26 protein-coding genes are annotated in these 24,121 nt (G+C 60.3%); 5 read left to right on the top strand and 21 right to left on the bottom strand.

Going from position 1 to position 24,121, the window contains the following annotated elements:
• Nucleotides 1–11: 11 nt before the first annotated feature.
• The 18 genes from RWM61_RS07615 to sucC all read right to left on the bottom strand — a co-directional run bounded on the left by RWM61_RS07615 (nt 12) and on the right by sucC (nt 19,108).
• A complete protein-coding gene (locus RWM61_RS07615; protein ID WP_313999147.1) occupies nt 12–1,487 on the bottom strand; it encodes a flagellar hook-length control protein FliK in 1,476 nt (491 codons plus the stop codon).
• 101 nt (nt 1,488–1,588) lie between these two features.
• Nucleotides 1,589–2,494, bottom strand: a complete 906-nt coding sequence (locus RWM61_RS07620; protein ID WP_313999149.1) for an MgtE protein — start codon at nt 2,492–2,494, stop codon at nt 1,589–1,591.
• A 75-nt stretch (nt 2,495–2,569) separates the two neighbouring features.
• A complete protein-coding gene (fliJ, locus tag RWM61_RS07625) occupies nt 2,570–3,016 on the bottom strand; it encodes a flagellar export protein FliJ (RefSeq protein ID WP_313999151.1) in 447 nt (148 codons plus the stop codon).
• A gap of 9 nt (nt 3,017–3,025) precedes the next feature.
• A complete protein-coding gene (gene fliI, locus RWM61_RS07630; RefSeq protein ID WP_313999153.1) occupies nt 3,026–4,351 on the bottom strand; it encodes a flagellar protein export ATPase FliI in 1,326 nt (441 codons plus the stop codon).
• Nucleotides 4,332–5,180 (bottom strand): FliH/SctL family protein, encoded by an 849-nt coding sequence (locus RWM61_RS07635; protein ID WP_313999155.1) that lies wholly within the window; start codon nt 5,178–5,180, stop codon nt 4,332–4,334. The genes fliI and RWM61_RS07635 overlap by 20 nt, the downstream gene beginning before the upstream one ends.
• Nucleotides 5,173–6,192, bottom strand: a complete 1,020-nt coding sequence (gene fliG, locus RWM61_RS07640; RefSeq protein WP_313999157.1) for a flagellar motor switch protein FliG — start codon at nt 6,190–6,192, stop codon at nt 5,173–5,175. Before fliG ends, RWM61_RS07635 begins: the two co-directional genes overlap by 8 nt.
• A gap of 12 nt (nt 6,193–6,204) precedes the next feature.
• Nucleotides 6,205–7,782: a flagellar basal-body MS-ring/collar protein FliF gene (fliF, locus tag RWM61_RS07645; RefSeq protein WP_313999159.1), complete on the bottom strand. Its 1,578-nt coding sequence runs from the start codon at nt 7,780–7,782 to the stop codon at nt 6,205–6,207.
• Between the two features lie 42 nt (nt 7,783–7,824).
• The gene (fliE, locus tag RWM61_RS07650) at nt 7,825–8,130 is read right to left on the bottom strand and encodes a flagellar hook-basal body complex protein FliE (protein ID WP_399538130.1); all 306 of its coding nucleotides are present in this window, start codon (nt 8,128–8,130) and stop codon (nt 7,825–7,827) included.
• A 22-nt stretch (nt 8,131–8,152) separates the two neighbouring features.
• Entirely contained in the window at nt 8,153–8,605 is a 453-nt protein-coding gene (gene flgC / locus RWM61_RS07655; protein ID WP_313999161.1) for a flagellar basal body rod protein FlgC, read from the bottom strand.
• 3 nt (nt 8,606–8,608) lie between these two features.
• Entirely contained in the window at nt 8,609–9,022 is a 414-nt protein-coding gene (gene flgB, locus RWM61_RS07660) for a flagellar basal body rod protein FlgB (RefSeq protein WP_313999163.1), read from the bottom strand.
• Nucleotides 9,023–9,284: 262 nt separating this feature from the next.
• Nucleotides 9,285–10,055: a GTP-sensing pleiotropic transcriptional regulator CodY gene (gene codY, locus RWM61_RS07665; protein WP_313999165.1), complete on the bottom strand. Its 771-nt coding sequence runs from the start codon at nt 10,053–10,055 to the stop codon at nt 9,285–9,287.
• A gap of 34 nt (nt 10,056–10,089) precedes the next feature.
• Entirely contained in the window at nt 10,090–11,484 is a 1,395-nt protein-coding gene (gene hslU / locus RWM61_RS07670; RefSeq protein WP_313999167.1) for an ATP-dependent protease ATPase subunit HslU, read from the bottom strand.
• 47 nt (nt 11,485–11,531) lie between these two features.
• The gene (hslV, locus tag RWM61_RS07675; protein ID WP_313999169.1) at nt 11,532–12,074 is read right to left on the bottom strand and encodes an ATP-dependent protease subunit HslV; all 543 of its coding nucleotides are present in this window, start codon (nt 12,072–12,074) and stop codon (nt 11,532–11,534) included.
• Nucleotides 12,075–12,109: 35 nt separating this feature from the next.
• Nucleotides 12,110–13,453: an FADH(2)-oxidizing methylenetetrahydrofolate--tRNA-(uracil(54)-C(5))-methyltransferase TrmFO gene (gene trmFO / locus RWM61_RS07680; protein WP_313999172.1), complete on the bottom strand. Its 1,344-nt coding sequence runs from the start codon at nt 13,451–13,453 to the stop codon at nt 12,110–12,112.
• A gap of 58 nt (nt 13,454–13,511) precedes the next feature.
• A complete protein-coding gene (gene topA, locus RWM61_RS07685; protein ID WP_313999174.1) occupies nt 13,512–15,605 on the bottom strand; it encodes a type I DNA topoisomerase in 2,094 nt (697 codons plus the stop codon).
• Nucleotides 15,606–15,642: 37 nt separating this feature from the next.
• Nucleotides 15,643–16,764: a DNA-processing protein DprA gene (gene dprA / locus RWM61_RS07690; RefSeq protein ID WP_313999176.1), complete on the bottom strand. Its 1,122-nt coding sequence runs from the start codon at nt 16,762–16,764 to the stop codon at nt 15,643–15,645.
• 185 nt (nt 16,765–16,949) lie between these two features.
• The gene (sucD, locus tag RWM61_RS07695; protein ID WP_313999178.1) at nt 16,950–17,882 is read right to left on the bottom strand and encodes a succinate--CoA ligase subunit alpha; all 933 of its coding nucleotides are present in this window, start codon (nt 17,880–17,882) and stop codon (nt 16,950–16,952) included.
• Nucleotides 17,883–17,947: 65 nt separating this feature from the next.
• Nucleotides 17,948–19,108: an ADP-forming succinate--CoA ligase subunit beta gene (gene sucC, locus RWM61_RS07700; RefSeq protein ID WP_313999181.1), complete on the bottom strand. Its 1,161-nt coding sequence runs from the start codon at nt 19,106–19,108 to the stop codon at nt 17,948–17,950.
• A gap of 250 nt (nt 19,109–19,358) precedes the next feature.
• Here sucC and RWM61_RS07705 point away from each other — a divergent pair, with 250 nt between their 5' ends.
• From RWM61_RS07705 to RWM61_RS07720, 5 genes are all read left to right on the top strand, one after another.
• Nucleotides 19,359–19,715 carry an anthrax toxin lethal factor-related metalloendopeptidase gene (locus RWM61_RS07705; protein WP_313999184.1) on the top strand — a complete coding sequence of 119 codons (357 nt, stop codon included), beginning with the start codon at nt 19,359–19,361 and terminating at the stop codon, nt 19,713–19,715.
• A 6-nt stretch (nt 19,716–19,721) separates the two neighbouring features.
• A complete protein-coding gene (locus tag RWM61_RS07710; RefSeq protein ID WP_313999186.1) occupies nt 19,722–19,871 on the top strand; it encodes an S-layer homology domain-containing protein in 150 nt (49 codons plus the stop codon).
• Nucleotides 19,868–20,257: an S-layer homology domain-containing protein gene (locus tag RWM61_RS07715; RefSeq protein ID WP_313999188.1), complete on the top strand. Its 390-nt coding sequence runs from the start codon at nt 19,868–19,870 to the stop codon at nt 20,255–20,257. Before RWM61_RS07710 ends, RWM61_RS07715 begins: the two co-directional genes overlap by 4 nt.
• Nucleotides 20,251–20,373 carry an S-layer homology domain-containing protein gene (locus RWM61_RS20240; protein WP_399538143.1) on the top strand — a complete coding sequence of 41 codons (123 nt, stop codon included), beginning with the start codon at nt 20,251–20,253 and terminating at the stop codon, nt 20,371–20,373. The genes RWM61_RS07715 and RWM61_RS20240 overlap by 7 nt, the downstream gene beginning before the upstream one ends.
• A gap of 108 nt (nt 20,374–20,481) precedes the next feature.
• On the top strand, nt 20,482–22,059 hold the full coding sequence (locus tag RWM61_RS07720; protein ID WP_399538137.1) for a YifB family Mg chelatase-like AAA ATPase: 1,578 nt from the start codon (nt 20,482–20,484) through the stop codon (nt 22,057–22,059).
• An 81-nt stretch (nt 22,060–22,140) separates the two neighbouring features.
• Here RWM61_RS07720 and RWM61_RS07725 read toward each other — a convergent pair whose 3' ends face one another.
• From RWM61_RS07725 to RWM61_RS07735, 3 genes are all read right to left on the bottom strand, one after another.
• Nucleotides 22,141–22,605: a YraN family protein gene (locus tag RWM61_RS07725; RefSeq protein ID WP_313999190.1), complete on the bottom strand. Its 465-nt coding sequence runs from the start codon at nt 22,603–22,605 to the stop codon at nt 22,141–22,143.
• Nucleotides 22,592–22,900 (bottom strand): EscU/YscU/HrcU family type III secretion system export apparatus switch protein, encoded by a 309-nt coding sequence (locus RWM61_RS07730; RefSeq protein ID WP_313999191.1) that lies wholly within the window; start codon nt 22,898–22,900, stop codon nt 22,592–22,594. The genes RWM61_RS07725 and RWM61_RS07730 overlap by 14 nt, the downstream gene beginning before the upstream one ends.
• Nucleotides 22,897–24,121, bottom strand: a 1,225-nt coding sequence (locus tag RWM61_RS07735) for a flagellar hook-length control protein FliK (protein ID WP_313999193.1), incomplete at its 5' end; no start/stop codon positions are given. The genes RWM61_RS07730 and RWM61_RS07735, both read right to left, overlap by 4 nt.

Raw genomic sequence — 24,121 nt, forward strand, 5'->3', positions numbered from 1 at the left:
GTTTCAACGGATCAGGCCGTAATGTTGATCGCCCTGCCGTAGCCGAGTCCGTTTCTGACGGCCGAATCGACAAGTTCTTCCTCGAAGCCGGCCATACCGCCGTCAGCCGCGTTTCCGCTACGGTTGCCCTGCTGCTGCCGGAACGCTTGTCCGCCATGCTCGCGATGCCGTCCGTCCTGGAACATCTGGCTCTGCTGCGTGCCGTGCGAAACCTCCAGCTTCTCTACCTGCAGGCCTTGCGACTGAAGGGAGCTTCGAAGCTGCGCCAGCTGATTCTCCAGCATATCTTTCGCCGCCGCGTTCTCCGCTACGAACTGAGCCGTCAATTGGCCGTTCTGCAGTGAAATTCTCACATCGACCTGTCCCAGATGTTCAGGCATAAGCAGAAGCTTCGCTTCGGTCACGCCGTTTGCCTGAGTCAGTCCGAACTGCTTGACGATCATGCCCGTCATCGTTTCGAAGAATCGGTTTACCGGCACGGGTTGCGGCACCTGCGTTTTTGCCCCTTCGACAATCGGCTTCGCTCCATCCGGACGGCCAGTCGGCAGCCCATCAAACGCAGCATCCATTGCGATTTCGTCAGCGCCTGCAGTCGCGGCCTTCCCTGTCTCAGCCTCCGCCTCGGCAATAACCGTCTTCAATAAGGAAGGCTGAAGCGGCTGATTGCCCATGCGGACCAGGTGCAGGTTCGTCTGCGCGGCTTGCACGGTAACGTTCGCCGCTCCGTTGGGATTGGCGTCGGACAGCTTCGCGCGGGCATCCGCCTGCCGGTTGCCATCGCGGATCAAGCCCGGGTTAGGTTGCGCGGCTGGGCCGGCAGCGTTCGCCGTTCCGTTCGGCTTGGCGTCAGGCTGCCCTTCCTTGCTTTCCGCCTGCTGCATTCCCGCCGCGCGGTCGTTGTCCGACGCCGGCTGCTGCAAACGGTCCAACCGGGCATTCAAGATGGCGAGCTGTTCCTTGCCGAGCGCATTCGAGCCGCTTTCCTGCAGGAACGTCTTCAGGAACGACAGCGTCTGAACCAGTTGGCTGCGAACGGAATCGCCCGTGTCCACCGCCGCTTCGGCAACGCCCTCTCCGGAAGTTTGCGAGCCGTTGTCGGCCGCTTCCGCCGTCTTTACCGGCACAAAACCGAACAGCGACATGAGCAGCGCGCTCAATTCGTTCAAGACGTCCGCCAACCCGGCTTCGTCTTGCCCGCCTTCCGCCGCCGTTTCACCTTGCAGCAGCTGAAGCGCCCGGTCGAGCTTCGATTCGATGCCTTCTCCGGTTGCGCCGGCGAGCAGCGCGGCCAAATCGCCGGAAACGAGGCCTGCGGCAATCGCCTTGCCAAGCACGGCATGATTCGCGGCGCCGGCCTCCGCCGTTCCGCCTGCCGCCTGCGCGAGCAACCCGCCGAATACTTGAGCCGCTTCGCCGGAAGGCGCGCCGCCGGTTGAAGCGATCAGCTGCACGGAACCTGACGGCATTTGCCCGATAGTCATTTGCATCTTTTTCTCACCTCCTTTCAAAGCTCCTCCTCATGCATGGCGGGGCCCCCGAAAAGTATTAGGAGTAAGCTGCAGAGCTCGGCTTCACTTTGGGATATTTCTCACTTGCCGGACATGAGCTTCGCCACAAGCTGTGCCGTGTATTTCCGGTTCAGGCCGCTCATCTCCGCGACGATGCCGGACCGTGCCGTATCGTTTACGGAATTGAGCACCTGCAGCACCTTCGACGGACTGACCTCCGCCATTTGCAGCAGCAGCTCCGCCGCTTTGGCCGGCGCCATATTGTTGAATGTCGCGCTGAGCTGCGTCGTATCCAGGAACGGATCGGCTTGTGCCGTTTCGGTCGCTTGCTGTTTCAGCCGCGACTGGAGGGCCGCGATTTGCCTGTCCTTGACCGGTATCGTGTCTTTAAGGAGCGCCGCCGCTTCCGCCGCGATTCGCGGAGTCATCTTCTCCATGACCGCGATCCGGGAATCGGGGCTCATCGCATCCATAATCAGCACCATCTCCTCAAGCGTCATGCTCTGGAGAATCGGCGCCGCGCGGCCCGGCGTCATATCGCCGAACATGGACGCAAGGACGGAAATCCTGTTCCGGTATTCCTGGTCGTCGAGCTGCTTCTTCGCGCCTGCCGCTTTGGACTGCTCCAGCTGGCTTTGCAGATCGGCAATCGTGTTTTCCTGCGCCGCCTTCGTCGCCGTGAGCGCGGCAAGCTCGGATTCCTTGGCGGCCAGCAGCTTCTCAAGCTCGCTGATCCTTTCGCCGATATTGCGGCTGCGGATCGTCTCGTCGCCCTCTCCGGGCGGCAACTCCGCCGCGGGAGCATCCGGCAGCACTTTTTCCAGCAGCGGCACCTTATTGCCGGCATCGAGCAGCCGGTTCCGCAAATCGATGTTGAACAACGTCAGCAGAACGCCCAGCAGCACCAACGTGAACAGAATCGGCGTCAGAAAGAACATGATTCGTTCCACCGCGCTGTATGTTTTTTCGGCTTCAATCTCCGCCATTCCAATCTCTCCTCAAGCCCGCGAGGCTAAGCGCGCTTCGCGGTTTGTTTCAGGAAGCTTCACGCAGCTTGCGGCTTACCTGGCCGCAAGCATATGCCGGACGGTCGCCATCTCGTCCAGCTCGTTCTGTTCCTTCAGCCGCATGCCGTGCAGAAAGGCATCCAGCGCTTTTTCCTTCGTCTTCAGCCAGATCTTCTCGTCCATCATTTTATCGGAAAGCCTTATTTGCCCGCGCTCCACCTCGGTCTGCGCATACCGGACATCCTGCTTTTTGCGGTCGATGCGCGACTCCAGAAAGCCGATATAGTGCTGGATCATTTGGAGCTCGGCGAGAGGAATTCCTTCCGAAGCCGCGGCGTGGAGCCGCTCGCGGCATTCCGCCAGCTCCGACGCAAGCTGTTCCAGCGACCGTTCTTCATCGTGAAGCTTGCCGATCGCCGCGGACAGCATCCATTCGGCTTGCGTCTTCTCGCTTGTCTTCAGATCGACGATTCGTTGCAGCGGATAACGGTATTTGGACATTCCGGCTGATTACCTCCCGTAAAATTGTGCGACCAGATTCTGCTGCGCTTCTGCAAAGCCGACCTTCTCATGCGTTTTCTGCTGGGTGAAGCCGCGAATCGCATCGTAATATTCGATCGCCCTGTCGATTTCCGGATTCGAGCCGCGCTGATACGCCCCGATATTGATCAAATCCTCCGAATCTCTATATACGGACAGCAGGCGCTTGAGCTCGTTGGCCGCATCCTGCTGGTCGCCCGGGACGATGTTGCTCATCACCCTGCTGACCGATGCCAGCACGTCGATGGCCGGAAAATGGCCTTTGTTGGCCAGGCTTCGACTAAGCACGATATGCCCGTCAAGGATGCCCCGAACGGCGTCCGCGATCGGCTCGTTCATATCGTCGCCGTCGACGAGCACCGTATAGAACGCCGTAATCGAGCCGGCAGGTCCCGTGCCTGCCCTCTCCAGCAGCTTCGGCAGCATAGCGAACACGGACGGCGTATAACCGCGGGTTGCCGGCGGCTCGCCGATCGCGAGCCCGACCTCGCGCTGCGCCATCGCGAAGCGCGTGACCGAATCCATCATCAGCATCACATTCAGGCCGCGGTCGCGAAAATATTCGGCGATCGTCGTCGCGATCAACGCTCCCTTGATCCGGATAAGCGCCGGCTGGTCGGACGTCGCCACGACGACGACCGAACGGGCCAAGCCTTCCGGTCCGAGATCCTTCTCGATAAATTCCAGCACCTCGCGCCCCCGCTCGCCGATCAGCGCGATGACGTTGACGTCCGCCGACGTATTGCGCGCGATCATGCCGAGCAGCGTGCTTTTGCCGACGCCGGAACCGGCGAAAATGCCGACCCGCTGCCCTTGTCCTACGGTCAGCAGACCGTCGATGGCCCGCACGCCGATGCCGAGCGGCTCGGTAACGCGCGGCCGGAACAGCGGGTTGGCCGGCAGGTTATGCGTCGAGTAATGCGGCATCCGCGTCGGGATGAAGGAGCCGTCGAGCGGCTGTCCCAAACCGTCCAGCACCTTGCCGAGCAGCTCGGAGCCGACCTGCACCGTAAGCGGCTTGCCCGTTCCGACGACGTCGCAGCCGGGGCCGATCGCATGCAGGTCGCCGAGCGGCATCAGAATCACCTTGTTATTGCGAAAACCGACGACCTCGGCCTTCAGCGGTTTGGCCGATTTGGCCGGATAAATATAACAGACATCGCCGACGCTCGCGTCCGGACCTTCCGATTCGACCGTCAAGCCGATCACCTGCGTCACTTTTCCGTTGACCCTAACCGGATCGAGCGGTCTCAAATGGTCGATGTATCTGGAAATGTCAGGTTGCAGGACGGTCATCCGATTGCCTCCGCTCGTCGCTTTGCAGCGCAATTTGGATCAACTCTCGTTTGATCTCTTCCAGCTGCGTGTCGATCCGCGCGTCGATGCTCCCGAAGGAGGAGCGGATCACGCAGCCGTGGTCGCGTACCGACGCGTCAGGCAAAATGTGAAGCTCGGCCTGCGAATCGATCGCCAGGCTCAGCTCCTCCCGCGCCGCTTGGATGAAAGCGAACTGCGACGGGCCGACGCACAGCGTAATGGCGCCTTGCTCCCGGAGCCGCGACAACGCCTTGCGCGCAAGCTCGACGGACAGCTCCGGCGAGACGGTCAGCTGCTTGCCGATAATTTTCTCGGCGATCGCGGTACTGAGCTCGACCAGGAACGGCTCGGCCTCCTGAATGATTTGCTCCTTCATCAGGTAAGCCTGCTCCAGCAGCGTTTGCGCCTCCTGCATCAGGGAATTCCATTGCAGGGCCGCTTCCTCCCTCGCATGCGCGGCTCCTTCGTCGAAGCCTTGTTCGAATCCGGCCTGCCTGGCTCCCTCGACCAGCTGCAAATCCTGTTCGCGCCGCTCTTGCCACCAGGCGTCGATCTGCGCCTGCGCTTCCCCCTTCATCCGCTCGATCTCGGCGGACGCCTGGCCGAGCCGCTCCTCGGCGAACGATTCCGCATCGCGAAGTATTTGGTGCTTCATTGCAACCGTTTGTTCGTCGGGCGCTTCGGCCGCAGCCTGAAGTCCGTTCCGCATGTCGGCCAGCTTGGCCAGATACAGCATCTGCTTCGTCGCATCCAGCTTTCTGAGATCCTCAAGCGGTACGACATAGGAAGATTTGATCAGATTAGACAATGATATCGTCTCCTCCGCCGCGGGCGATGATGATCTCGCCGGATTCCTCCAGCCTGCGGATCGTCGCTACGATGCGCGTCTGCGCCTCTTCGACGTCGCGCAGCCGGACGGGTCCCATAAATTCCATCTCTTCCTTGAACGTCTCGGACATCCGCTTCGACATGTTGCGGAAGATCGCTTCCCGCACTTCTTCGCTCGCCACCTTGAGCGCCAGCTGAAGGTCGGCATTCTCGATATCGCGGATAATCCGCTGGATCGAACGATTGTCGATGTTGACGATGTCCTCGAAAACGAACATTCGTTTCTTGATTTCCTCGGCAAGCTCCGGATCCTGAATTTCGAGCGAATCGAGAATCGTCCGCTCGGTGCCGCGGTCGACACCGTTCAAAATATGGACGATCGCTTCTATGCCGCCCGCCATCGTGTAATCCTGCGTAACGGTCGAGGACAGCTTCTGTTCCAGAACGCGTTCGACCTGATAAATAACGTCCGGCGACGTGCTGTCCATCAGCGCGATTTTTCTCGCAACCTCCGCCTGCTTGTCCTGCGGCAGCGAGGACAGAATCGCCGACGCCTGGTCGGCTTGCAGGTAGGAGAGCACGAGCGCGATCGTCTGCGAATTCTCGTTCTGGATGAAGTTCAGAATTTGCGTCGGATCGGCCTTGCGGGCAAAATCGAACGGCCTGACCTGCAAGGTGGCCGTCAACCGGTTGATGACGTCAAGCGCCTTGTTCTCTCCGAGCGCCTTCTCCAGAATCGTCTTGGCGTATTGGATACCACCTTGCGATATATATTCCTGCGCCATGCAGATTTGATGGAACTCGGTTAATATCGTTTCTTTGTCAAGGCTGTCGACCTTGCGGACGTTGGCGATTTCCAACGTCAGCTGCTCGATTTCCTCATCGCGCAAATGCTTGAAGATTTGCGCCGACACTTCCGGTCCAAGGGTAATCAACAGTATGGCCGCTTTTTGCCTCCCGCTCAGCCCCTGAAATGCCGCTGCTCTAGCCATATCGTTTCACCCCTATTCATCCACGAGCCACGTGCGGAGCAGGTTTACGAAATCTTCCGGCTTCCGTTTGGCGAGCTGCTCCAGCTGCTTCCGGACCTGGCTTTCCGTCGTGACCTGATCGAGGTCGATCGTCGGAAGCTCGACCTTCGGCGGCTGCACCATTTCTTGTTCAGCCGCAAGCGCCGCTTGTTTGCGTCTGCGCATCAGGACGAATACGGCTGCGCCGCCGAGCGCCAGCGCGGCCGCGCCGATGCCGATTCCCCATCCGAGCGGAATGCCTCCCGTCGCTCCCGGATCCGCCGATTCGACGAACGGCTGCGAGATGAGCTGCACTTTGCGGGCGATCAACGCGTCATCGGCGATGTTCTGTCCGGACTGAACCAGCTGGCTTCTGACCATCTCCGTCAGAAAGCTCATGACGACCTCGCGGTTCGCCTCCGGCAGGGCGCCTTCCTGTACGCCGATCCCGATCATGAGATCCTTGACGACGTAGGGAGCGGAAACGATATCCCGCTGGATGCGGTTCACATCCCAATTCGTCGTCCGCGATGTCGTTTCCGACGTTGAACTGTCGGCGCCGTCCACGGCTTGATAGCCCGGAACGTCGGTCTCGCCGGTCCCGGTAACGCCGCCGCTGGCGCCGCTCGTTCCCGTGGATGTCGCGCTGTCGACCTGCTCGCTTATTTTCACGCCTTCATTATTGTTGTTCTCAAGCGGCGTAACGAGATTTTCCTTCGATACCGTCTGGTCGAAGTTCATCGTGCTCGTCACGTTGATGACCAGATTGTCCATGCCGACCATCGTACCGAGAAAAGATTGAATGCTGCGCTTAAGCTCGCTCTCGTATTTGCGCTGAATCTGGAACTGCGCATCCACGGCGCTTGACGCAAGCGCCGAACCGCCGCTCACTTTCGACGATGCCACCAGCTCGCCCTGCTGGCTGGAAATCGTAATATCCGCGACCGCCAGATTCGGAACGGCAGTCTTCACCAGGTTATAATAGCCGTCGATCTGCTCCTGCGTCGGGCGGAAGCCGGGAACGAACGACATCGTAATCGAAGCCGATGCCTGTTCCTGCTCGTCCGGATTGATAAACACGCTCTCTTGCGGCAAGTTGATCAGCACGTTCGATCGCTGAACCCCTTGCATGCCGTTCAGCAGCTGCTGCACTTCCCCGTTGAGCGCATTCCGGTAACGCACGTCAAACTCGTTGTCCGTCATCCCGAATTGGGATGCGCCGCTGTCGAACGAATCGAATCCGATCGAGCCGTTCTGCACCATTCCCTGCGAGCCGACCTCGACCTTGACCTTCGTGGCGTCCGCGACGGGAACCGCAATGCTGGTTCCGCCCGCTTCGAGCTTATACGGAACGCCGCTTCCGTCCAGGTAAGCCATAATGGCCGCCGAGTCCGTCGCGTCCAGATTCTGAAATGCAACCTCGTACTGCGTTCTTGAAAACATATTCGTCAGAAGAATAATGACAAGGATCAGACCGGCTGCGGCTGAGACCAGCATAATCTTCTGGTTTCTGCTGAAATTTTGCCAATATCCGAACATGCGGTCCCGATACTGGGCAACTTTCTCATTCACGATTTCACCTCACCCGGTTACTATGCTGGGACGATACCGGCATTATAGCTGCGTCCGCATGATCTCTTGATAGGCTTCGATGACTTTATTGCGAATTTGCGAGGTGAGTTGAAGGCTAAGCTGCGCTTGCTCCGACGCAATCATCAATTGTGAAACGTCCGCTTTGCCGACCAGAAAATCATCGGTCAGACGACGGGCCTGCTTCTCCTGCTCGCCCACGCTGTCGATCGCATCTTTGAGAAAAGCGCCGAAGCTTTGCGCCGTTTCGGCCGGCGTAACTTTTGCCGCAGTCGATGTTTCATTCATACGGATCGGGTTTATAGGATTTAGTAGTGGATTCGTGATCAAACTGATCCCTCCGTGCTATTTATTACTTGCCGATTTCGAGCGCCTTCATGAACATCGCTTTCGTCGCGTTCAAGGCTGTGACGTTGGCTTCATAAGAACGGGTGGCCGAAATCATATCGACCATTTCTTTCAAAATGTCCACGTTCGGCATTTTTACGTAACCGTCCGGGTCGGCATCCGGATGCGTCGGGTTGTAGACCAGCTTGGGCGGTGTCCGGTCGTCCATAATCCGGGTCACCTTGACGCCGTTCGAACGCCCTGAACCGCCTTCAAGCTTGGCGTCCAGCACGTCCGCGAATGTCGTCCGGATCGGTTCCATGACGACCATTTTCCGGTTATAAGGCTCGAATTTCCCGTTGACGAGGCGTCCCCTCGTCGTTTCGGCGTTCGCGATATTCGACGAGATGACGTCCATGCGGAGCCGCTGGGCCGTCAAAGCCGATGCGCTTGCGTCAAATCCGTTGTTCAGCTTCAAACATTACGCTCTCCCTTCAATGGCCGTCCGTACCATGCGCACCTCGTGGTTCAATTGCTGAATCATCGCATTGTAGCGAAGCTGGTTTTTTGCGAGCAGCGACATTTCCCGGTCGATATCCACATTGTTGACGTTGTTGTTCATGACCGAGGTCTGATCGGTTACGATTCTAGGCCGCAAATCCGCCGAGCCGCCGCCGATCGGGATATGCTTCGCATCCGTCCGCCTTCCGGCAAGCCGGTTCGTTCCGGGCGCGTTCAACTGCCGCTCCAGTATATCTTCGAAGACGACTTCGGATCTTTTGAAATAGGGCACATCCACATTGGCGATATTGTCGGCAATGACCCGCTGCCGCATTTCGGCTGCGCCGATCGCTCCCTGCAGCCTCCTGAACTCGGGGCCGTTAAGCAAATTCACGGCGATTCCCCCACTTTCCTAATCTTTTCTAAAATTAACTATTCAACAACTTTTCGCGGTTTCCTGCTGATTTCGACATAAACTTATTAAAAAAATGAGAGGCGCTGTCGATATATAGAGGTTGGATGTGTCGTTTTATGCCGACTACCTAATATTCCCTAATTTTTTAATGCACCACAATAAGCAAAAAGCCCTATCTTTTTTAAGATAGGGCTTTTTGCGATAGAGCTTGTCGAACTGTGCCGGCACGGTAGGCCGGGCGTCAAATTTTCATTTTGCCGAGCTCCCGCAGAAGCTGGTGGTTAAGAATTTTGATATAGGTGCCTTTCATGCCGAGCGACCGCGTCTCGATCACGCCCGCGCTCTCCAGCTTGCGGAGCGCGTTGACGATGACAGAGCGCGTAATGCCGACACGGTCGGCGATCTTGGAGGCCACCAATAGCCCCTCCTTGCCGCCGAGCTCCTCGAAAATATGCTCCACCGCTTCAAGCTCGCTGAACGATAAGGAATTGACGGCAACCGACACGACGGCCCTGCTGCGCGCCTCCATCTCGATTTCCTCCGCGCGCTCGCGGATGATTTCCATTCCGACGATGGTGGAGCCGTATTCCGCAAGAATCAGGTCGTCGTCCCCGAACGCCCCGGCGTTGCGGGTCAGAACAAGGGTTCCAAGCCGATCTCCGCCGCCTACAATGGGAACGACCGTCATGACCTCATGGCCGGACATTTCCGGGAACGTCTCCGCTATGCCTTCGTCCGGCGCCACGTTGGTTACCGTCTCCTGCATTTGCAGAAACCGCTCGTTCGTCACAGCAGGAAAATGCGTTTCGCCCGACGCGGCCGCGCGAATCCGTTCATGCTCCCAAACGCCGACAGCCGCGCAGCCAAGCAGCTTGCCGCGCCGGCTTACGACGAACACATGCGCCTGAATCGTGGAACAGAGCACCTCCGCCATTTCGCGGAAGCTGAGCGCCTTGCCGGCGGCCCGTTGAAGCAGCCGGTTCAGCGTTCTGGTTTTTGCTAATAAAGTCATGCCCAAGCCTCCCAAATCGATGCAAAACGTCGTGCTACAGTATATATTGACTCAAATCCCGATTCTGCGCAATATCGCCGACCTTATCCCGCACATATTCCGGGGTGATCGTAATCTGCTCCAGCGACAGCTCGGGAGCCTCGAAGGATAAATCCTCGAGCAATTTCTCCAGAATCGTATGAAGCCGCCGGGCGCCGATGTTTTCCGTGTTCCGGTTCACGTCGGCGGCAATGCCGGCCAACTCGCGAATCGCCTCTTCGGAAAACTCGACGCGGATGCCCTCGGTTTCGAGCAGCGCGGTGTACTGCTTCGTCAGCGCGTTTTTCGGCTCGGTCAGAATGCTGACGAAATCGTCCAGCGTCAGATTGCTCAGCTCCACGCGAATCGGAAACCGGCCCTGGAGCTCCGGAATCAAATCGGCCGGCTTGGCGACGTGGAACGCTCCCGCCGCAATAAACAGCACGTAATCGGTTTTGACCGGGCCGTACTTGGTTATCACGGTCGACCCTTCGACGATCGGCAATATGTCGCGCTGCACGCCTTCCCGCGACACATCGGGCCCCGAGCCTCGGGACGTACTGGCGATCTTGTCGATTTCATCGATGAAAATGATACCGGTTTGCTCGGCCCGGCGCGTCGATTCGGAGATGACCTCATCCATATCGATCAGCTTCGCCGCTTCCTCTTGGGTCAATACTTTACGCGCTTCCTTGACGGGCAGCTTGCGCTTTTTCGTGCGTTTGGGCAGAAACTGGCCGAACATCTCCTGCATATTCATGCCCATGCCTTCCATGCCCTGGCCCGAAAGCATATCCAGCATATTCGGGCTCGTGTCCTCCACGTCGATCTCGAGCATTTCGTTCTCAAGCCGGCCAGCCGCAAGCTGCTCCCGAACCTGGCGCCTGCGCTCCGCGATCGAAGCGTCCAACTCCGGCTCCTCCTGGGGCGCCGCCTGCTGGTTGCCGAACAGCATTTCCAGCGGGTTGCGGCCGCTTTTCGGCTTGCTGCCGCTCGGCACAAGCAGCGCCACCAGCCGCTCGTCAGCCTGCTTTTCCGCTTTGTCCTTCACCTGCTCGGTTCTCTCCGCTTTCACCATGCGGATCGAGGTCTCCACCAAATCCCGCACCATCGACTCGACGTCGCGCCCGACATAGCCGACCTCGGTGAACTTGGTCGCTTCCACTTTCACGAAAGGCGCGTTCACGAGCTTCGCCAGCCGCCTGGCGATTTCCGTCTTTCCGACGCCCGTCGGCCCGATCATAAGGATGTTTTTCGGCACGATTTCTTCGCGCAGCGACTCATCCAGCTTGCTTCTGCGGTACCGATTGCGAAGCGCGATCGCCACGGACCGTTTGGCGGCCTTCTGGCCGACGATGTATTTATCAAGCTCCGCGACGATTTGCCGCGGAGTCAGCGCTTCATTGCCCATGGAAAGGACCTCCGATCCTGCCGCCGTCAAAGACCGGCACGTTAGATTTAGATTTCTTCCACGATGATGTTCCGGTTCGTATAGACACAGATATCGGCAGCCGTTTCGAGCGCCGACTTGGCCATCTCCTTCGCATCGAGATGAGTCGCGTGGCGTTTAAGGGCGCGCGCCGCGGCAAGCGCGAAGCTGCCTCCGGATCCGATGGCGAGAATGCCGTCGTCGGGCTCGATGATCTCGCCATTGCCTGACAGCAGCAGCAGTCCGCTGCCGTCCATTACGATCATCATCGCTTCCAGCCGGCGAAGCACGCGGTCCGAACGCCATTCCTTCGTCATTTCCACGGCGGCCCGCTGCAGGTTGCCGTGATGCTCCTCGAGCTTGCCTTCGAATTTCTCGAAAAGCGTAATCGCATCCGCCACCGATCCGGCAAACCCGGCCACGACCTGGCCGCGGTAGAGCCTTCTGACCTTCTTGGCGGAGTGCTTCATCACCATGCTGTTGCCGAACGTCACCTGGCCGTCACCGGCGATTGCGCCTTTGCCTTCGTGCCTGACGGCGCATATCGTCGTTGCGTGAAACTGCATCTCCATCGCTTTTCCCCTCCACTCTGCCCCCAAAGGTTGAATCAGGACCGGCCCGCTTCCGCCGCCCGATCCAAAGCTTCCGTCTTGAAGCGATCCAGCGTTTCAAGCGCGCGGCCGGCGATCGCTTCGTTCTTGTCCCGCTTGTTGCGGATGCGCGCGCCGAGCGGCGGGAACAGCCCGAAGTTGGCGTTCATCGGTTGAAAATGCTTGAAATCCGCCGTCGTGATGTACTGCGCCATACTGCCGAGCGTCGTCTCCGGCGGCAGAACCAGCGGCTCCAGCCCCCTCGCCAGGCGCCCTGCGTTGATGCCCGCGATCAAGCCGGAAGCGGCCGATTCGACATACCCCTCAACTCCCGTCATTTGACCGGCAAAGAACAGGTCGGAGCGCCCCTTGAACTGATAGGTGGGTTCCAGCAGCTTCGGCGAGTTGATGAACGTGTTGCGGTGCATGACGCCGTAGCGGACGAACTCGGCATTTTCCAGCCCCGGGATCATCGAGAAGACGCGCTTCTGTTCGCCCCACTTCAGATGGGTCTGGAAGCCGACCATGTTGTACAGCGTGCCGGCCGCGTTGTCCTGTCTGAGCTGGATGACCGCATGCGGCAGCTTGCCGGTGTGCGGGTTGACCAGACCGACCGGCTTCATCGGACCGAAAAGGACGGTTTGCTTGCCGCGCGCCGCCATCACCTCGATCGGCATGCAGCCCTCGAAATAAACTTCCTTCTCGAATTCCTTCAAGGCCGCCGTCTCGGCGTGAATCAGCGCGTCGTGAAACGCCTCGAACTCCTCTTCGGTCATCGGGCAGTTCAAGTAAGCCGCTTCGCCTTTATCATAGCGGGAGGCAAGATACACCTTGCCCATGTCGATCGAATCCTTCTCAATGATCGGCGCGGCGGCGTCATAGAAATAAAAGTATTCCTCGCCCATCAGCTGCCGGATTGCCTCGGACAGGCTCGGCGATGTCAGCGGTCCGGTCGCGACGACCGTAATGCCGTCCTGCGGAATGCCGGTCACCTCTTCCGGGCGAACCTCGATCAGCGGGTGGCTGCGCAGGCTGCCCGTCACTTCGCCGGAGAAGCCGTCGCGGTCGACGGCAAGCGCTCCGCCGGCGGGTACGGCATGCTTGTCGGCCGAGCGCAGTATAAGCGAATCGAGCCGGCGCATCTCTTCCTTCAGGACGCCGACCGCGTTCGTCAGCCCGTTGGCGCGCAGGCTGTTGCTGCATACAAGCTCGGCGAATTTATCGGTATGGTGGGCGGGTGTCCGGTTCGCCGGGCGCATCTCGTACAGGATGACCGGCACGCCTTGCGAGGCGATCTGCCACGCCGCCTCGCTGCCCGCAAGGCCCGCGCCGATAACCGTAACCGGTTGATTAACTGTCAAGGCCATACCTTCCTTTCTCTCGTTCAAGTGCGAAAGGCGCCGTTGACCGGCGCCGCCGCTAGGCTTGCTCTTGCTCGTCCGGGAGCTCCTCGCTGTGCCTGCATTGGGTGCAGAGCAGCTTGCCGCCGGAACGGCTGCGTTTCTCCACCATCATCGCGCCGCACGACGGACAAGGCTTGTCGGTCGGTTTGTCCCAGGATACGTAATCGCAGCCGGGATATTGATCGCAGCCGTAGAAAATACGGCCCTTCTTGCTGCGGCGCTCAATAATTTTCCCCTCACGGCATTTCGGGCAGGTGACGCCGATATCCTTGACGATCGGCTTCGTATTCCGGCAATCGGGAAACCCGGAGCAGGCGAGGAATTTGCCGAAGCGGCCCATTTTGTACACGAGCGGCCTGCCGCACTTCTCGCACATCTCGTCGGATACCTCATCCTGGATTTCGACTTCCTTCATCTCTTCCTCGGCCACCTCGAGGCGCTTCTCGAACGACTCGTAGAAGCTGCCCAGCACCTTGACCCAGTCTTCCTTGCCTTCCTCGACGTGGTCGAGGTCTCCCTCCATATGGGCCGTAAATTCGGCATCCAATATTTCGGGGAAAAACTCCTCCATCAGCTGGATGACAAGCTCGCCGAGCTCGGTCGGCACGAACTTTTTGTCCTCGATGGCCACATAGCCGCGCTTCTGGATCGTCTCGAGCGTCGGCGCGTACGTACTGGGACGCCCGATCCCGAGCTCTTCGAGCGTGCGCACCAGCCGCGCTTCCGTGTAACGGGGCGGCGGCTGCGTAAAATGCTGCTTCGGCTCGATCGACGCTTTCTTCACCGTGTCGCCCGTCGCCAGCGGCGGCAGAAACTTCTCCTCGTCCGTCGTGCCGTCGTCGTTGCCTTCCACGTACACCTTCATGAATCCGTGAAACTTCACCTTCGAACCGACGGCGCGGAAGGTGACGGAGCCCGCCTGGATGTCCACCGTCATCGTGTCGAGCACCGCGGACGACATCTGGCTCGCCACGAACCGCTCCCATACGAGCTTATACAACCTGAATTGGTCGCGGCTGAGGAACGGCTTGACCTCATCCGGCTCCCGAAGCACGGACGTCGGGCGGATCGCTTCATGCGCATCCTGCGCATTGGCGTTCTTCTTCGTATAGTTGCGGAATTCCGCCGGCGCGAACGCCGCGCCGAATTTCTCCGTGATGTACCCCTTCGCTTCCTCCTGCGCGACAGGCGAAATGCGCGTGGAGTCGGTACGCATGTAAGTGATCAGACCGACGGTTCCTTCCTTGCCGAGATCCACGCCCTCATAGAGCTGCTGGGCGACGGACATCGTTTTGGCGGCGCGGAAGCCCAGCTTGCGGGCGGCCTCCTGCTGCAGCGAGCTCGTGATGAACGGCGCTGCCGGATTGCGGAGACGTTCCCGCTCCTTGACTTCTCCGACAGTGAATTCGTTTGCTCCGAGCGCCTTCAGAACCCCCTGGACGTCCCCTTCGTTCGACAGCTCTTTTTTCTCGCCGTCCATGCCGTAAAATTTCGCTTCAAACGGTGTCTGCCCGTGGAGCAATTGCGCCGTTATCGACCAATACTCCTCAGGCACGAAAGCGTCGATCTCATTCTCCCGGTCGATGATCAGCTTTACCGCAACCGATTGAACGCGCCCGGCCGAGAGTCCCTTCTTGACTTTCTTCCATAATAACGGACTGATTTTGTAGCCGACCAGACGGTCCAGAATCCGTCTCGCCTGCTGCGCGTTGACCAAATCCATGTTGATCGGCCGCGGCGACTTGAACGCGTCCTTGACCGCCTGTTTCGTGATTTCGTTGAACACGACCCGGCAGCTGTCCGTTTCCTCCAGCTCCAAATAGTGCGCAAGATGCCATGCGATCGCTTCGCCTTCGCGATCAGGGTCCGCCGCCAGATAGACGTGCTTCACTTTTTTTCTTGCGTCCTTCAATTCCTTCAGGACGTTGCCTTTGCCCCGGATTGTAATGTATTTCGGCTGGAAGCCGTTGTCGACCTCAACCCCGATTTGGCTTTTGGGCAAATCGCGGATATGCCCCATCGACGCTTTGACGATATATTTGCTGCCCAAATATTTGCCGATCGTCTTCGCTTTTGCGGGCGACTCCACGATCACGAGCGAATCCGCCATATGTGCCCCTCCTCCCGACATCGATCCCACCCGCGCGCTACAGCGCGCTGTATAATGAACCCGGATGCCCTTCGATCCTGCGTTTTATAGATAAATTTATCAGAAGTGCGTGTAAATGTCCAAGCGGCATCTCCAGGCGCGCCGCCAAATCGTCCACCGTGAGCGGCCGATCGCGCAGCTCGGCGACGATCAACGCTTCCTCTTCGCTAAGCTCTCCGTCCCGCCGCGCCGGCGTTCGTTCATCGAATATCCCGCCCTTACGGCTCAGCAATCGGCTCCCGTAAGACCCGCGAAGATCGGTCATCACATCGTCGACGGTCAGCAGCAGCTTGGCGCCCTCATCGCGGATCAGCCGGTTTGGGCCGTCGCTTTTCGACGAGTTGATCGGCCCCGGCACCGCGTACACCTCGCGATTGTAGCCCTGCGCCAGCTGCCCGGTAATGAGCGAACCGCTTTGATAAGCCCCCTCGATGACGATCGTCGCATAGGCCAGCCCGGCAATGATCCGATTGCGCTGCGGAAAAAGCCCCGGATGGCTGACGGTGCCGAGCGGATACTCGGACACTAACAGACCGCGTTCTGCGATCGTGCGGTACAAGAAACCGTTCTGGGGCGGGTAGACCGTCTCGATATCCGTTCCGAGCACCGCCACCGTGCTGCCGACGCCCCGCAGGCCGCCTTCATGAGCGATCGTGTCGATGCCGCGCGCAAGACCGCTGACGATCGTCACGCCGTATGAGGAAAGCTGTTCGGCCAGCCTGGCGGCCGTATGGCGGCCGTAGGAGGTTGGCCCGCGCGTGCCGACAATAGCCGTGGACACGCCTTCGAGAAGTTCCAGCCGGCCTTTGGCGTAAAGCACCCATGGCGGATCGCTGGTTCTGCCCAGCCAGCTTGGATAGTCGCGGTCAAAAACCGTGAACCAGGCGATGCCGCGCTCCGAGTACAACGACTTGCGCGCCTCGACGAACGACGGATCGAACGTGTGCTGCAGCGCCTCGCGCGCCGGACGATCCACCTGCAGCGCCCGCCACTCCTCCTGCCCGAACGTCATGCACCGCTCCAGCAAATTGCCCTCGACCAGCTTCCTGATCGTAATGGCGCCGACGCCTCTCGTTTCATGAAGCGCAAACAAGATGTCGCGCTTGCTCCATTCTCCCATATCGAACCATGCCTCCCGTATTACGGGCGCACTTGCATTTCCCATCCTATTGTGAGGGAGCCGGGAACAGAATGCAAGCGGGCCCGGATTGTCCAAACAAAAAAACAACCTTCCGGACACCCTGATCGGGCGGCGGAAGGTTGCTTACCTTCTTTCGCAAACGGAATCGTACGATTCCTGCTATTTTATTTGCGGTTGACGCATTTCTCGAGCAGACCTTTTTCTTCGAGGACGCCCACCAGCGTCGACCCCATCTCGGAAGGCGTCGGCGCCACTTTGATGCCGCAAGCCTCCAGCGTGGCGATCTTCTCGGCCGCCGTTCCCTTGCCGCCGGAAATGATGGCGCCCGCATGGCCCATCCGCTTGCCCGGAGGCGCGGTGGCGCCGCCGATGAAGCCGACGACCGGCTTCTTCATGTTGGCCTTGATCCACTCGGCCGCCTCTTCCTCCGCCGTTCCGCCGATCTCGCCGATCATGATAACCGCGTAGGTGTCCGGATCGTCGTTGAACAGCTTGAGAATGTCGATGAATTCGGAGCCTTTGACCGGGTCGCCGCCGATGCCGACCGCGGACGATTGTCCGATGCCGCGGGTCGTCAGCTGGTGCACGGCTTCATACGTCAGGGTGCCGCTGCGGGAAACGACGCCCACATGGCCCTTCGTGTGAATGTAGCCCGGCATAATGCCGATTTTGCAAGCGTCCGGCGTGATGACGCCCGGACAGTTCGGCCCGATCAGGCGCGTTTTCTTGCCTTCCATATAACGCGATACCCGCACCATGTCGAGCACCGGAATGCCTTCGGTGATGCAAATCGCCAGGTCCAGCTCCGCATCGACCGCTTCAATGATCGCATCGGCCGCGAACGCCGGCGGAACGTAGATGACGGACGCCGTCGCGCCGGTCGCCTTCACCGCCTCCTCAACCGTGTTGAATACCGGCAGCGAAACGGTGCTTCCATTCTCGAGCGCGATGTCCACTGTCGTCCCGCCTTTGCCCGGAGAGGTGCCGCCGACCATCTGCGTGCCGTAATCCAGGGCGCCTTTGGCGTGGAAAAGGGCGGTTTTGCCCGTAATGCCTTGCGTTATGACCTTTGTATGCTTGTCTACCAGAATGCTCATCGAAAGGCTCACATCCCTTACTGGTTATCGTTCGGTGTTCGGTGTTCGGTGCTTCGGTGCCGTGCTTATTTCACAAGCTCGACGATCTTCTGCGCGCCGTCCGCCATCGAGTCGGCGGCGACGATGTTCAGGCCGGATTCGTTCAGAATCTTCTTGCCCAGGTCCACATTCGTGCCTTCCAGGCGGACGACCAGCGGCTTGGTCAGGCCAAGCTGCTTCGCCGCTTCGACCACGCCGTTCGCGATGACGTCGCAGCGCATGATGCCGCCGAAAATATTGACGAAAATCCCTTTGACGTTCTCGTCGGAAAGGATGATTTTGAACGCTTCGGTTACTTTCTCGGTCGTCGCGCCGCCCCCTACGTCAAGGAAGTTGGCCGGGTTGCCGCCGTAATATTTAATGATGTCCATCGTCGCCATCGCCAGGCCCGCGCCGTTGACCATGCAGCCGATGTTGCCGTCGAGCGCGATATAGCTGAGATCGAACTTGGAGGCCTGAATCTCACGCTCGTCCTCCTCGTCCAGGTCGCGCAGCTCAACAATATCCTTGTGGCGGTACAGCGCGTTGGAATCGAAGTTCAGCTTGGCGTCGAGCGCCATGACGTTGCCGTCGCCCGTTACGACAAGCGGGTTAATCTCGGCGATCGAGCAGTCCTTGTCCGTAAATGCGGCATACAGCGCCGTCATGAAGCCGACTGCCTTGTTCACCAGCTCATTCGGAATGTTGATGTTGAATGCCAGCCTGCGCGCCTGGAACGGCATGAGACCGACGACCGGATCGATCACTTCCTTGAAAATCTTCTCCGGGGAATGCTCGGCCACTTCCTCGATTTCCGTACCGCCTTCTTCGGAGCCCATCATGACGACGCGGCCCGTGGCGCGGTCAACGACGACGCCGATGTAGTATTCTTTCTTGATATCGCAGCCTTGCTCGATGAGCAGCCGCTTCACTTCTTTGCCCTCGGGACCCGTCTGGTGCGTGACCAACGTCTTGCCGAGAATGTCGCCCGCATATTTGCGGACTTCCTCCAGCCCTTTGGCGACCTTGACGCCGCCTGCCTTGCCGCGTCCGCCGGCGTGAATCTGCGCCTTGACGACGACGACCGGCGTGCCGAGCGCTTGCGCGGCCTCGACCGCTTCGTCGACCGTGAATGCCACCTTGCCTTCAGGAACTGCGACCCCGTATTGCTTTAGGACTTCTTTGCCTTGATACTCATGGATATTCATTGCGAAATCCTCCTAAGCTTAGTGATCCTATGTACACACAAACATTACCTATTGTAGCACGTTTCCATGACCCTTTCCTTACTTTCGGCAAATAAAAAACGGACGTTTTTTGATATGGGTTTCATCTCAAAATGCGAACGAAAAAGCACGAAACATGGTTGGATTTGGCTGAAAATGGAGCTTGCGGCTCCTTTCCCCATAGTATGGCCCGTTCCATCGTCAATATCGGCGTTCAAGCCCGCAATTTTAATTGAAAAACGTCGTGCCGCGCGGCTGGGAGAACACCGGCTTCACATGGTCGGATATTCCCGGAGTCGGCGGGAACCCGGTCATCGTGCGCATCGGCTACAGCGACAAAGGCATGGGACACGGCTCGGTCAATCTCGAGCTGCACGAGACGTTCCACGCCATCGACCGGTACGTTCTGGACGATAGATCGGAGATCCCGGAGTTCCGGGCGCTTTTTCGGGAGGAAGCGGCCGGCCTGTTCGCGGGCAATCGCTATGAGGAGCTGTTTCCGGAGGAATATTTCGCGGAAGTCGCGTCTATCATTTACCTTTCCGAGACGACCCGCCGGACGGTCCGGGACAAGCTGCCGAAAACGTAACGCTGGATGACGGAACTGTTCGGCGGCTTTAAGCCGACGGCGCCGGCAATCCCCGAACTCGAACGCCATTGGGCGAGAGCGGCGGTGCAGCGGCTTAGCGCGATGCGGGTTATGAGCGGCTTTCCCGACGGCACGTTTCGCGCGGCGAGCAAATGACGCGGGAGCAATTCGTCAAGCTGCTCGCAGAGACGGTCGGCCTGCCGGTTGACGGGGGAAAAGCTTACGCCGCCTTTACGGATGTCAGGCCCTCGTCCTGGTCGGCGCCCTACATTGCCGCCGCCGTTGACGCGGGCGTTATCGTGCCGGCCGAGTTCGGCGGCAGCGCTTTTCTTCCCGGGCAGGTATTGACCCGGGCCGAAATGGCGGTCTGGACGGCGCGGGCGCTCGGCCTGCAGCCGAACGGGCAGGCGCGGGCGTTCGCCGATCCGGCCGCGATACGGGCGGACCGCGGCCGGCTCGGCGGGGGCGCGGGTGCGGCGTCGGGGCGGGCGGGGGGGGGCCGGGGGGCGGTCTTTCCGCGGCCGCGGCCGCCGGCATCGTAACCGGCACGCCGGGCAACCGGTTTGCCCCGGCGGGGAAGGTTACGCGCGCCGAAGCGGCGCTCGTGCTGAACCGGGTGCTGGATTTGCCGGATTCGCACTTGCCGGATTCGGATTGACAGCCCGGCGGGCTTGCGCTACACTCTGGTCAAGTAAACAAATGAATAATTCTTGTGGAACGTAAGGAAGCACCTTCATCCGACTATGACGATGGAGGTGCTTTTTGCGTGTATATGAATATCGCCTGCGCTTCCGTGAACGGCGTGGAAGGCCAATGGATCGACGTCGAGGTCGACATTTCGCCGGGGCTGCCCCAAGTCAATGTTGTCGGCCTGCCCGACCCGGCGGTACGCGAATCGGTGGAACGCGTCCGCGCGGCGCTGAAAAACTGCGGCTTCGAGTTCCCGCTGCAGCGCATCACGGTTAATCTTGCGCCGGCCGACCTGCGCAAGGAGGGAACGGCGTTCGACCTGGCGATCGCCGCGGGAATATTGGCCGGAAGCGGGCAATTGAAGCCGGAGCCGTTCGAGGGCGTGCTGGTCATCGGCGAGCTTTCATTGAACGGAGAGGTGCGCCCCGTTCCCGGCGTGCTGCCGATGGTGGACAAGGCGCGGCAGCGCGGCGTCAAGCGTGTCCTGCTGCCTGCGGCCAACACGGCGGAAGCCGCGCTGATCGACGGTATGGAGCTGTTTGCGCTGCACCATCTCGATCAGCTGACAGGTGGGCGGAAAGAAGGAACGGCGGATTGGGGCGCGCTGCGCCATTCGGGCGGCTCGTCGGGCCTTGGCGGTTTTGTTGGCGGCGGAAGAAGCGGCGGTGCTGAACAGCAGCCGTTCGAGCCCGATTTCGGCGACGTGACCGGGCAGCAGTCCGCGAAGCGGGCGGTGCTCACGGCGGCGGCCGGACGCCACAATTTGCTGCTGACGGGTCCGCCGGGAACCGGCAAAACGATGCTCGCCAAGCGGCTGCCCGGCATTTTGCCGATGCTCAGCGAACGGGAGGCGCTCGGCGTTACGCAAATCTACAGCGCCGCCGGCAAGCTCGGCACCGGCAACATCTCGCTTATCCGGCGGCGTCCGTTCCGTTCTCCCCACCATACGATTTCAGCCGGGGGCCTGATCGGCGGCGGCTCTATTCCGAAGCCCGGCGAAGTTACCCTGGCGCACGAGGGTGTCTTGTTTCTTGATGAGATGCCCGAGTTTTCCCGACAGGTGCTGGAGGTGCTGCGCCAGCCGCTGGAGGACCGCGAGGTGACGATCGCCCGGGCGCGCGCCGTTTTCCGCTTTCCCGCGCATTTCATGCTGGCTGCCTCAATGAACCCGTGTCCTTGCGGCTATTTCGGCCACGAAACCGAGCAATGGCGCTGCACATGCACCCCTGCCCGAATCGCCTCCTATAAGGCGAAAATATCAGGTCCGCTCCTCGATCGGATCGACCTGCAGGTCGACGTCCCGCGCCCTCCGCTTACCGCTCCGACGGAGGCGGGAATGGATTCCGCCGCGATGCGCAGCCGCGTTATGGCCGCCATGGAAAGGCAAAGGGCGCGCCTCCCGGTAACCGGCGCGCCGTGGAACAGCGACTTGACGGGCAAAGGCCTGAAGGCCGCTTGCTCGCTTCGGCCGGACGCCGCGCGGCTGCTGGAAGCGGCTTATGCTTCGCTCGGGTTGAGCATGCGCGCGCATGAACGGATCCTGAAGCTCGCGCGCACGATTGCCGATCTCGACGAATGCGCCGACATCGGGGCCGAGCATATCGCGGAAGCGATACAATACCGCGGCTCGGACCGCAAGCTTGAGCCGTTATGAGATAACTTCTAATGCGTCCGGTACGGTAAAACGCGAGCCCCCGGCGACGCCGTTTCTTGACGGTCCGTCCGGGGGTTCTTTTTAAAACGCGCCTTCATAATGCTCCATTGTCGTGATCTTGCCGTCCGAATCGACCGACACGGCGATGACGTCGAAACGGACATGGCGTCCTTGGACGCCCGCGGACTGCATATACACCTGTGCCGTCGTCTGCAGTTGCCGCCGCTTGCGGTAATCGACCGACTCGGCCGCCGTTCCGAATCGGCCGCCCGCGCGGCGCGTACGGACCTCAACGATCACCAGCCATCCGTCCTTCTCGGCGATCAAATCGAGCTCGCCGCTTCTGCAGCGCCAATTTCGGTGACGAATGATATAGCCGTTCGCCACCAGCATTTCGGCCGCCGCTTCTTCGCCGGCTCTGCCGGTTCGCACCCGGCCGCCGAGCACTTTGGCGGCGGAAGCCGGCTGCTGCCTCGTTCCGCCTGCACCGGCACTGCCATTGCCATTGCCATTGCCATTGCCGCCGGCGCCGTTAACTTCCGTCACGCTTCCACCCCTCAAGCTTGTTGTCGGAACGATACACGAAGCTCAGTATTTCCGCCACGAGCGCGTAAAGCTCCGGCGGGATTTCCTGGTCGATATCCAGCTTCGACAGCACCTCGACAAGCGACGCGTCTTCCTGTACCGGAATGCCGTGCTCGCGGGCGCGTTCGAGAATCGACTCCGCGATCCGGCCGCTGCCTTTGGCTACGACTGCCGGGGCGGTGCGCGTTTCCGGCTCGTATTTCAACGCCACCGCTTTCTTCACGGCCTGTTTCCTTGCCGGCTGTTCCCCGCTCATACCCGGAAATCCACCCCTTTGTACGGCTTGGACGAATAGGCCGACGCAGTTCCTGGAAGCCGCGCGGCTGCGCCGGCGGAGCCCGAATCCTCCGGCTGGCCGGAAGCCGGCTCCGGCATCGGCTTAACGGTCAGCGCAAGCAGTTGAAAGCCCGCTCCGGCAAGCGCGTCGGTCAGCTCGCGTCTCGACGTTTCCATCATGGCACGGGCGGCGGGATGGTCGTTCCAAACGCTCAAGCTGACGATTTTATTGACCACATGCACATCGACGACCGTATCGCCAAGCCTTTTCATTTGCAGGTCAAAAAGCAGCCGGCAGTTGTCGGCATCCAATTCGCCTTTCCGGCCTCTTCGGGATTGTATATGGACGGATGCGGTCCGGCTCCCATCCGGCCCCTGGAACGGAATAAAAAGCGTCGTTTGCGACAACAGCTGACCGTTGCGTTCCGGAGAGAGCAGCAGCTGCTGGCCGGTAATCTGGTTGACAAGCTGCTGAGCCGTCTCGCGGACGGCCGGCGGCACGTCCTCCGCGGACGCAAGGCTCATAAGAGCGCTTTTCAGCGACTCGGCTGCGGCCGGTTTTGCCTGCTCCGAAATCGTTCCTTCCGATTGAAGCATGGGCAATCCCCCGCTCGCATTCGCTGCAACGAACCGTTCCCCGGACGCCGCAAACCGACCCGTCGACGATGAAAACGGCCGGTTTGCTCCCTGCTCATCGGCGCCGACCTGCTCTGCGTTCGCGCCGCGTGCTTGCGCGGCATCGGCCTCATCCGTGCGGGCACCTCCCAATGTTTGAGCCAACAGTTTCTCATGATCGACTCCCAGCCACTTCAACAGCCCGCCGAGCCATTGCCCGCTGCCGGAAGCGGTGGACGAAGCAGCCGTTTGCCGAGCCGCCCCTGCACCGGCGGCCGCTGCGGCTTGCCCGCCTGTGCTTGCGCCCGCGGCAGCGCGCTGACCCAGCGTGGCCTGCGTATCCGCCGGTTGCACATCGGCTGTTTGCGTGCCCGCCGCCTGCGCTCCGGCGGCTTGCGCACCTGCCCCCGGCGTTCCCGCAGCCTGGGCTCCCCCCGCTTGCGCACCTGTCCCCGGCGTTCCCGCCGCTTGAGCTCCCGCCGCTTGCGCACCTGTCCCCGGCGTTCCCGCAGCCTGGGCTCCCCCCGCTTGCGCGCCTACAGCCTGCGCTCCCGCCGCCTGCTGCCGCGATGCCCGCCCCCCGGGC

Source organism: uncultured Paenibacillus sp. (assembly GCF_963515335.1).
Taxonomy (GTDB): Bacteria; Bacillota; Bacilli; order Paenibacillales; family Paenibacillaceae; genus Paenibacillus_I.

What these genes read in the sequence shown, in the direction of transcription:
- RWM61_RS07615 (WP_313999147.1), bottom strand. Translation starts at nt 1,487, where the DNA reads ATGCAAATGACTATCGGGCAAATGCCGTCAGGTTCCGTGCAGCTGATC.
- RWM61_RS07620 (WP_313999149.1), bottom strand. Translation starts at nt 2,494, where the DNA reads ATGGCGGAGATTGAAGCCGAAAAAACATACAGCGCGGTGGAACGAATC.
- fliJ (WP_313999151.1), bottom strand. Translation starts at nt 3,016, where the DNA reads ATGTCCAAATACCGTTATCCGCTGCAACGAATCGTCGATCTGAAGACA.
- fliI (WP_313999153.1), bottom strand. Translation starts at nt 4,351, where the DNA reads ATGACCGTCCTGCAACCTGACATTTCCAGATACATCGACCATTTGAGA.
- fliG (WP_313999157.1), bottom strand. Translation starts at nt 6,192, where the DNA reads ATGGCTAGAGCAGCGGCATTTCAGGGGCTGAGCGGGAGGCAAAAAGCG.
- codY (WP_313999165.1), bottom strand. Translation starts at nt 10,055, where the DNA reads ATGACTTTATTAGCAAAAACCAGAACGCTGAACCGGCTGCTTCAACGG.
- hslU (WP_313999167.1), bottom strand. Translation starts at nt 11,484, where the DNA reads ATGGGCAATGAAGCGCTGACTCCGCGGCAAATCGTCGCGGAGCTTGAT.
- hslV (WP_313999169.1), bottom strand. Translation starts at nt 12,074, where the DNA reads ATGGAGATGCAGTTTCACGCAACGACGATATGCGCCGTCAGGCACGAA.
- topA (WP_313999174.1), bottom strand. Translation starts at nt 15,605, where the DNA reads ATGGCGGATTCGCTCGTGATCGTGGAGTCGCCCGCAAAAGCGAAGACG.
- dprA (WP_313999176.1), bottom strand. Translation starts at nt 16,764, where the DNA reads ATGGGAGAATGGAGCAAGCGCGACATCTTGTTTGCGCTTCATGAAACG.
- sucD (WP_313999178.1), bottom strand. Translation starts at nt 17,882, where the DNA reads ATGAGCATTCTGGTAGACAAGCATACAAAGGTCATAACGCAAGGCATT.
- sucC (WP_313999181.1), bottom strand. Translation starts at nt 19,108, where the DNA reads ATGAATATCCATGAGTATCAAGGCAAAGAAGTCCTAAAGCAATACGGG.
- RWM61_RS07710 (WP_313999186.1), top strand. Translation starts at nt 19,722, where the DNA reads ATGACGGAACTGTTCGGCGGCTTTAAGCCGACGGCGCCGGCAATCCCC.
- RWM61_RS07715 (WP_313999188.1), top strand. Translation starts at nt 19,868, where the DNA reads ATGACGCGGGAGCAATTCGTCAAGCTGCTCGCAGAGACGGTCGGCCTG.
- RWM61_RS07730 (WP_313999191.1), bottom strand. Translation starts at nt 22,900, where the DNA reads ATGAGCGGGGAACAGCCGGCAAGGAAACAGGCCGTGAAGAAAGCGGTG.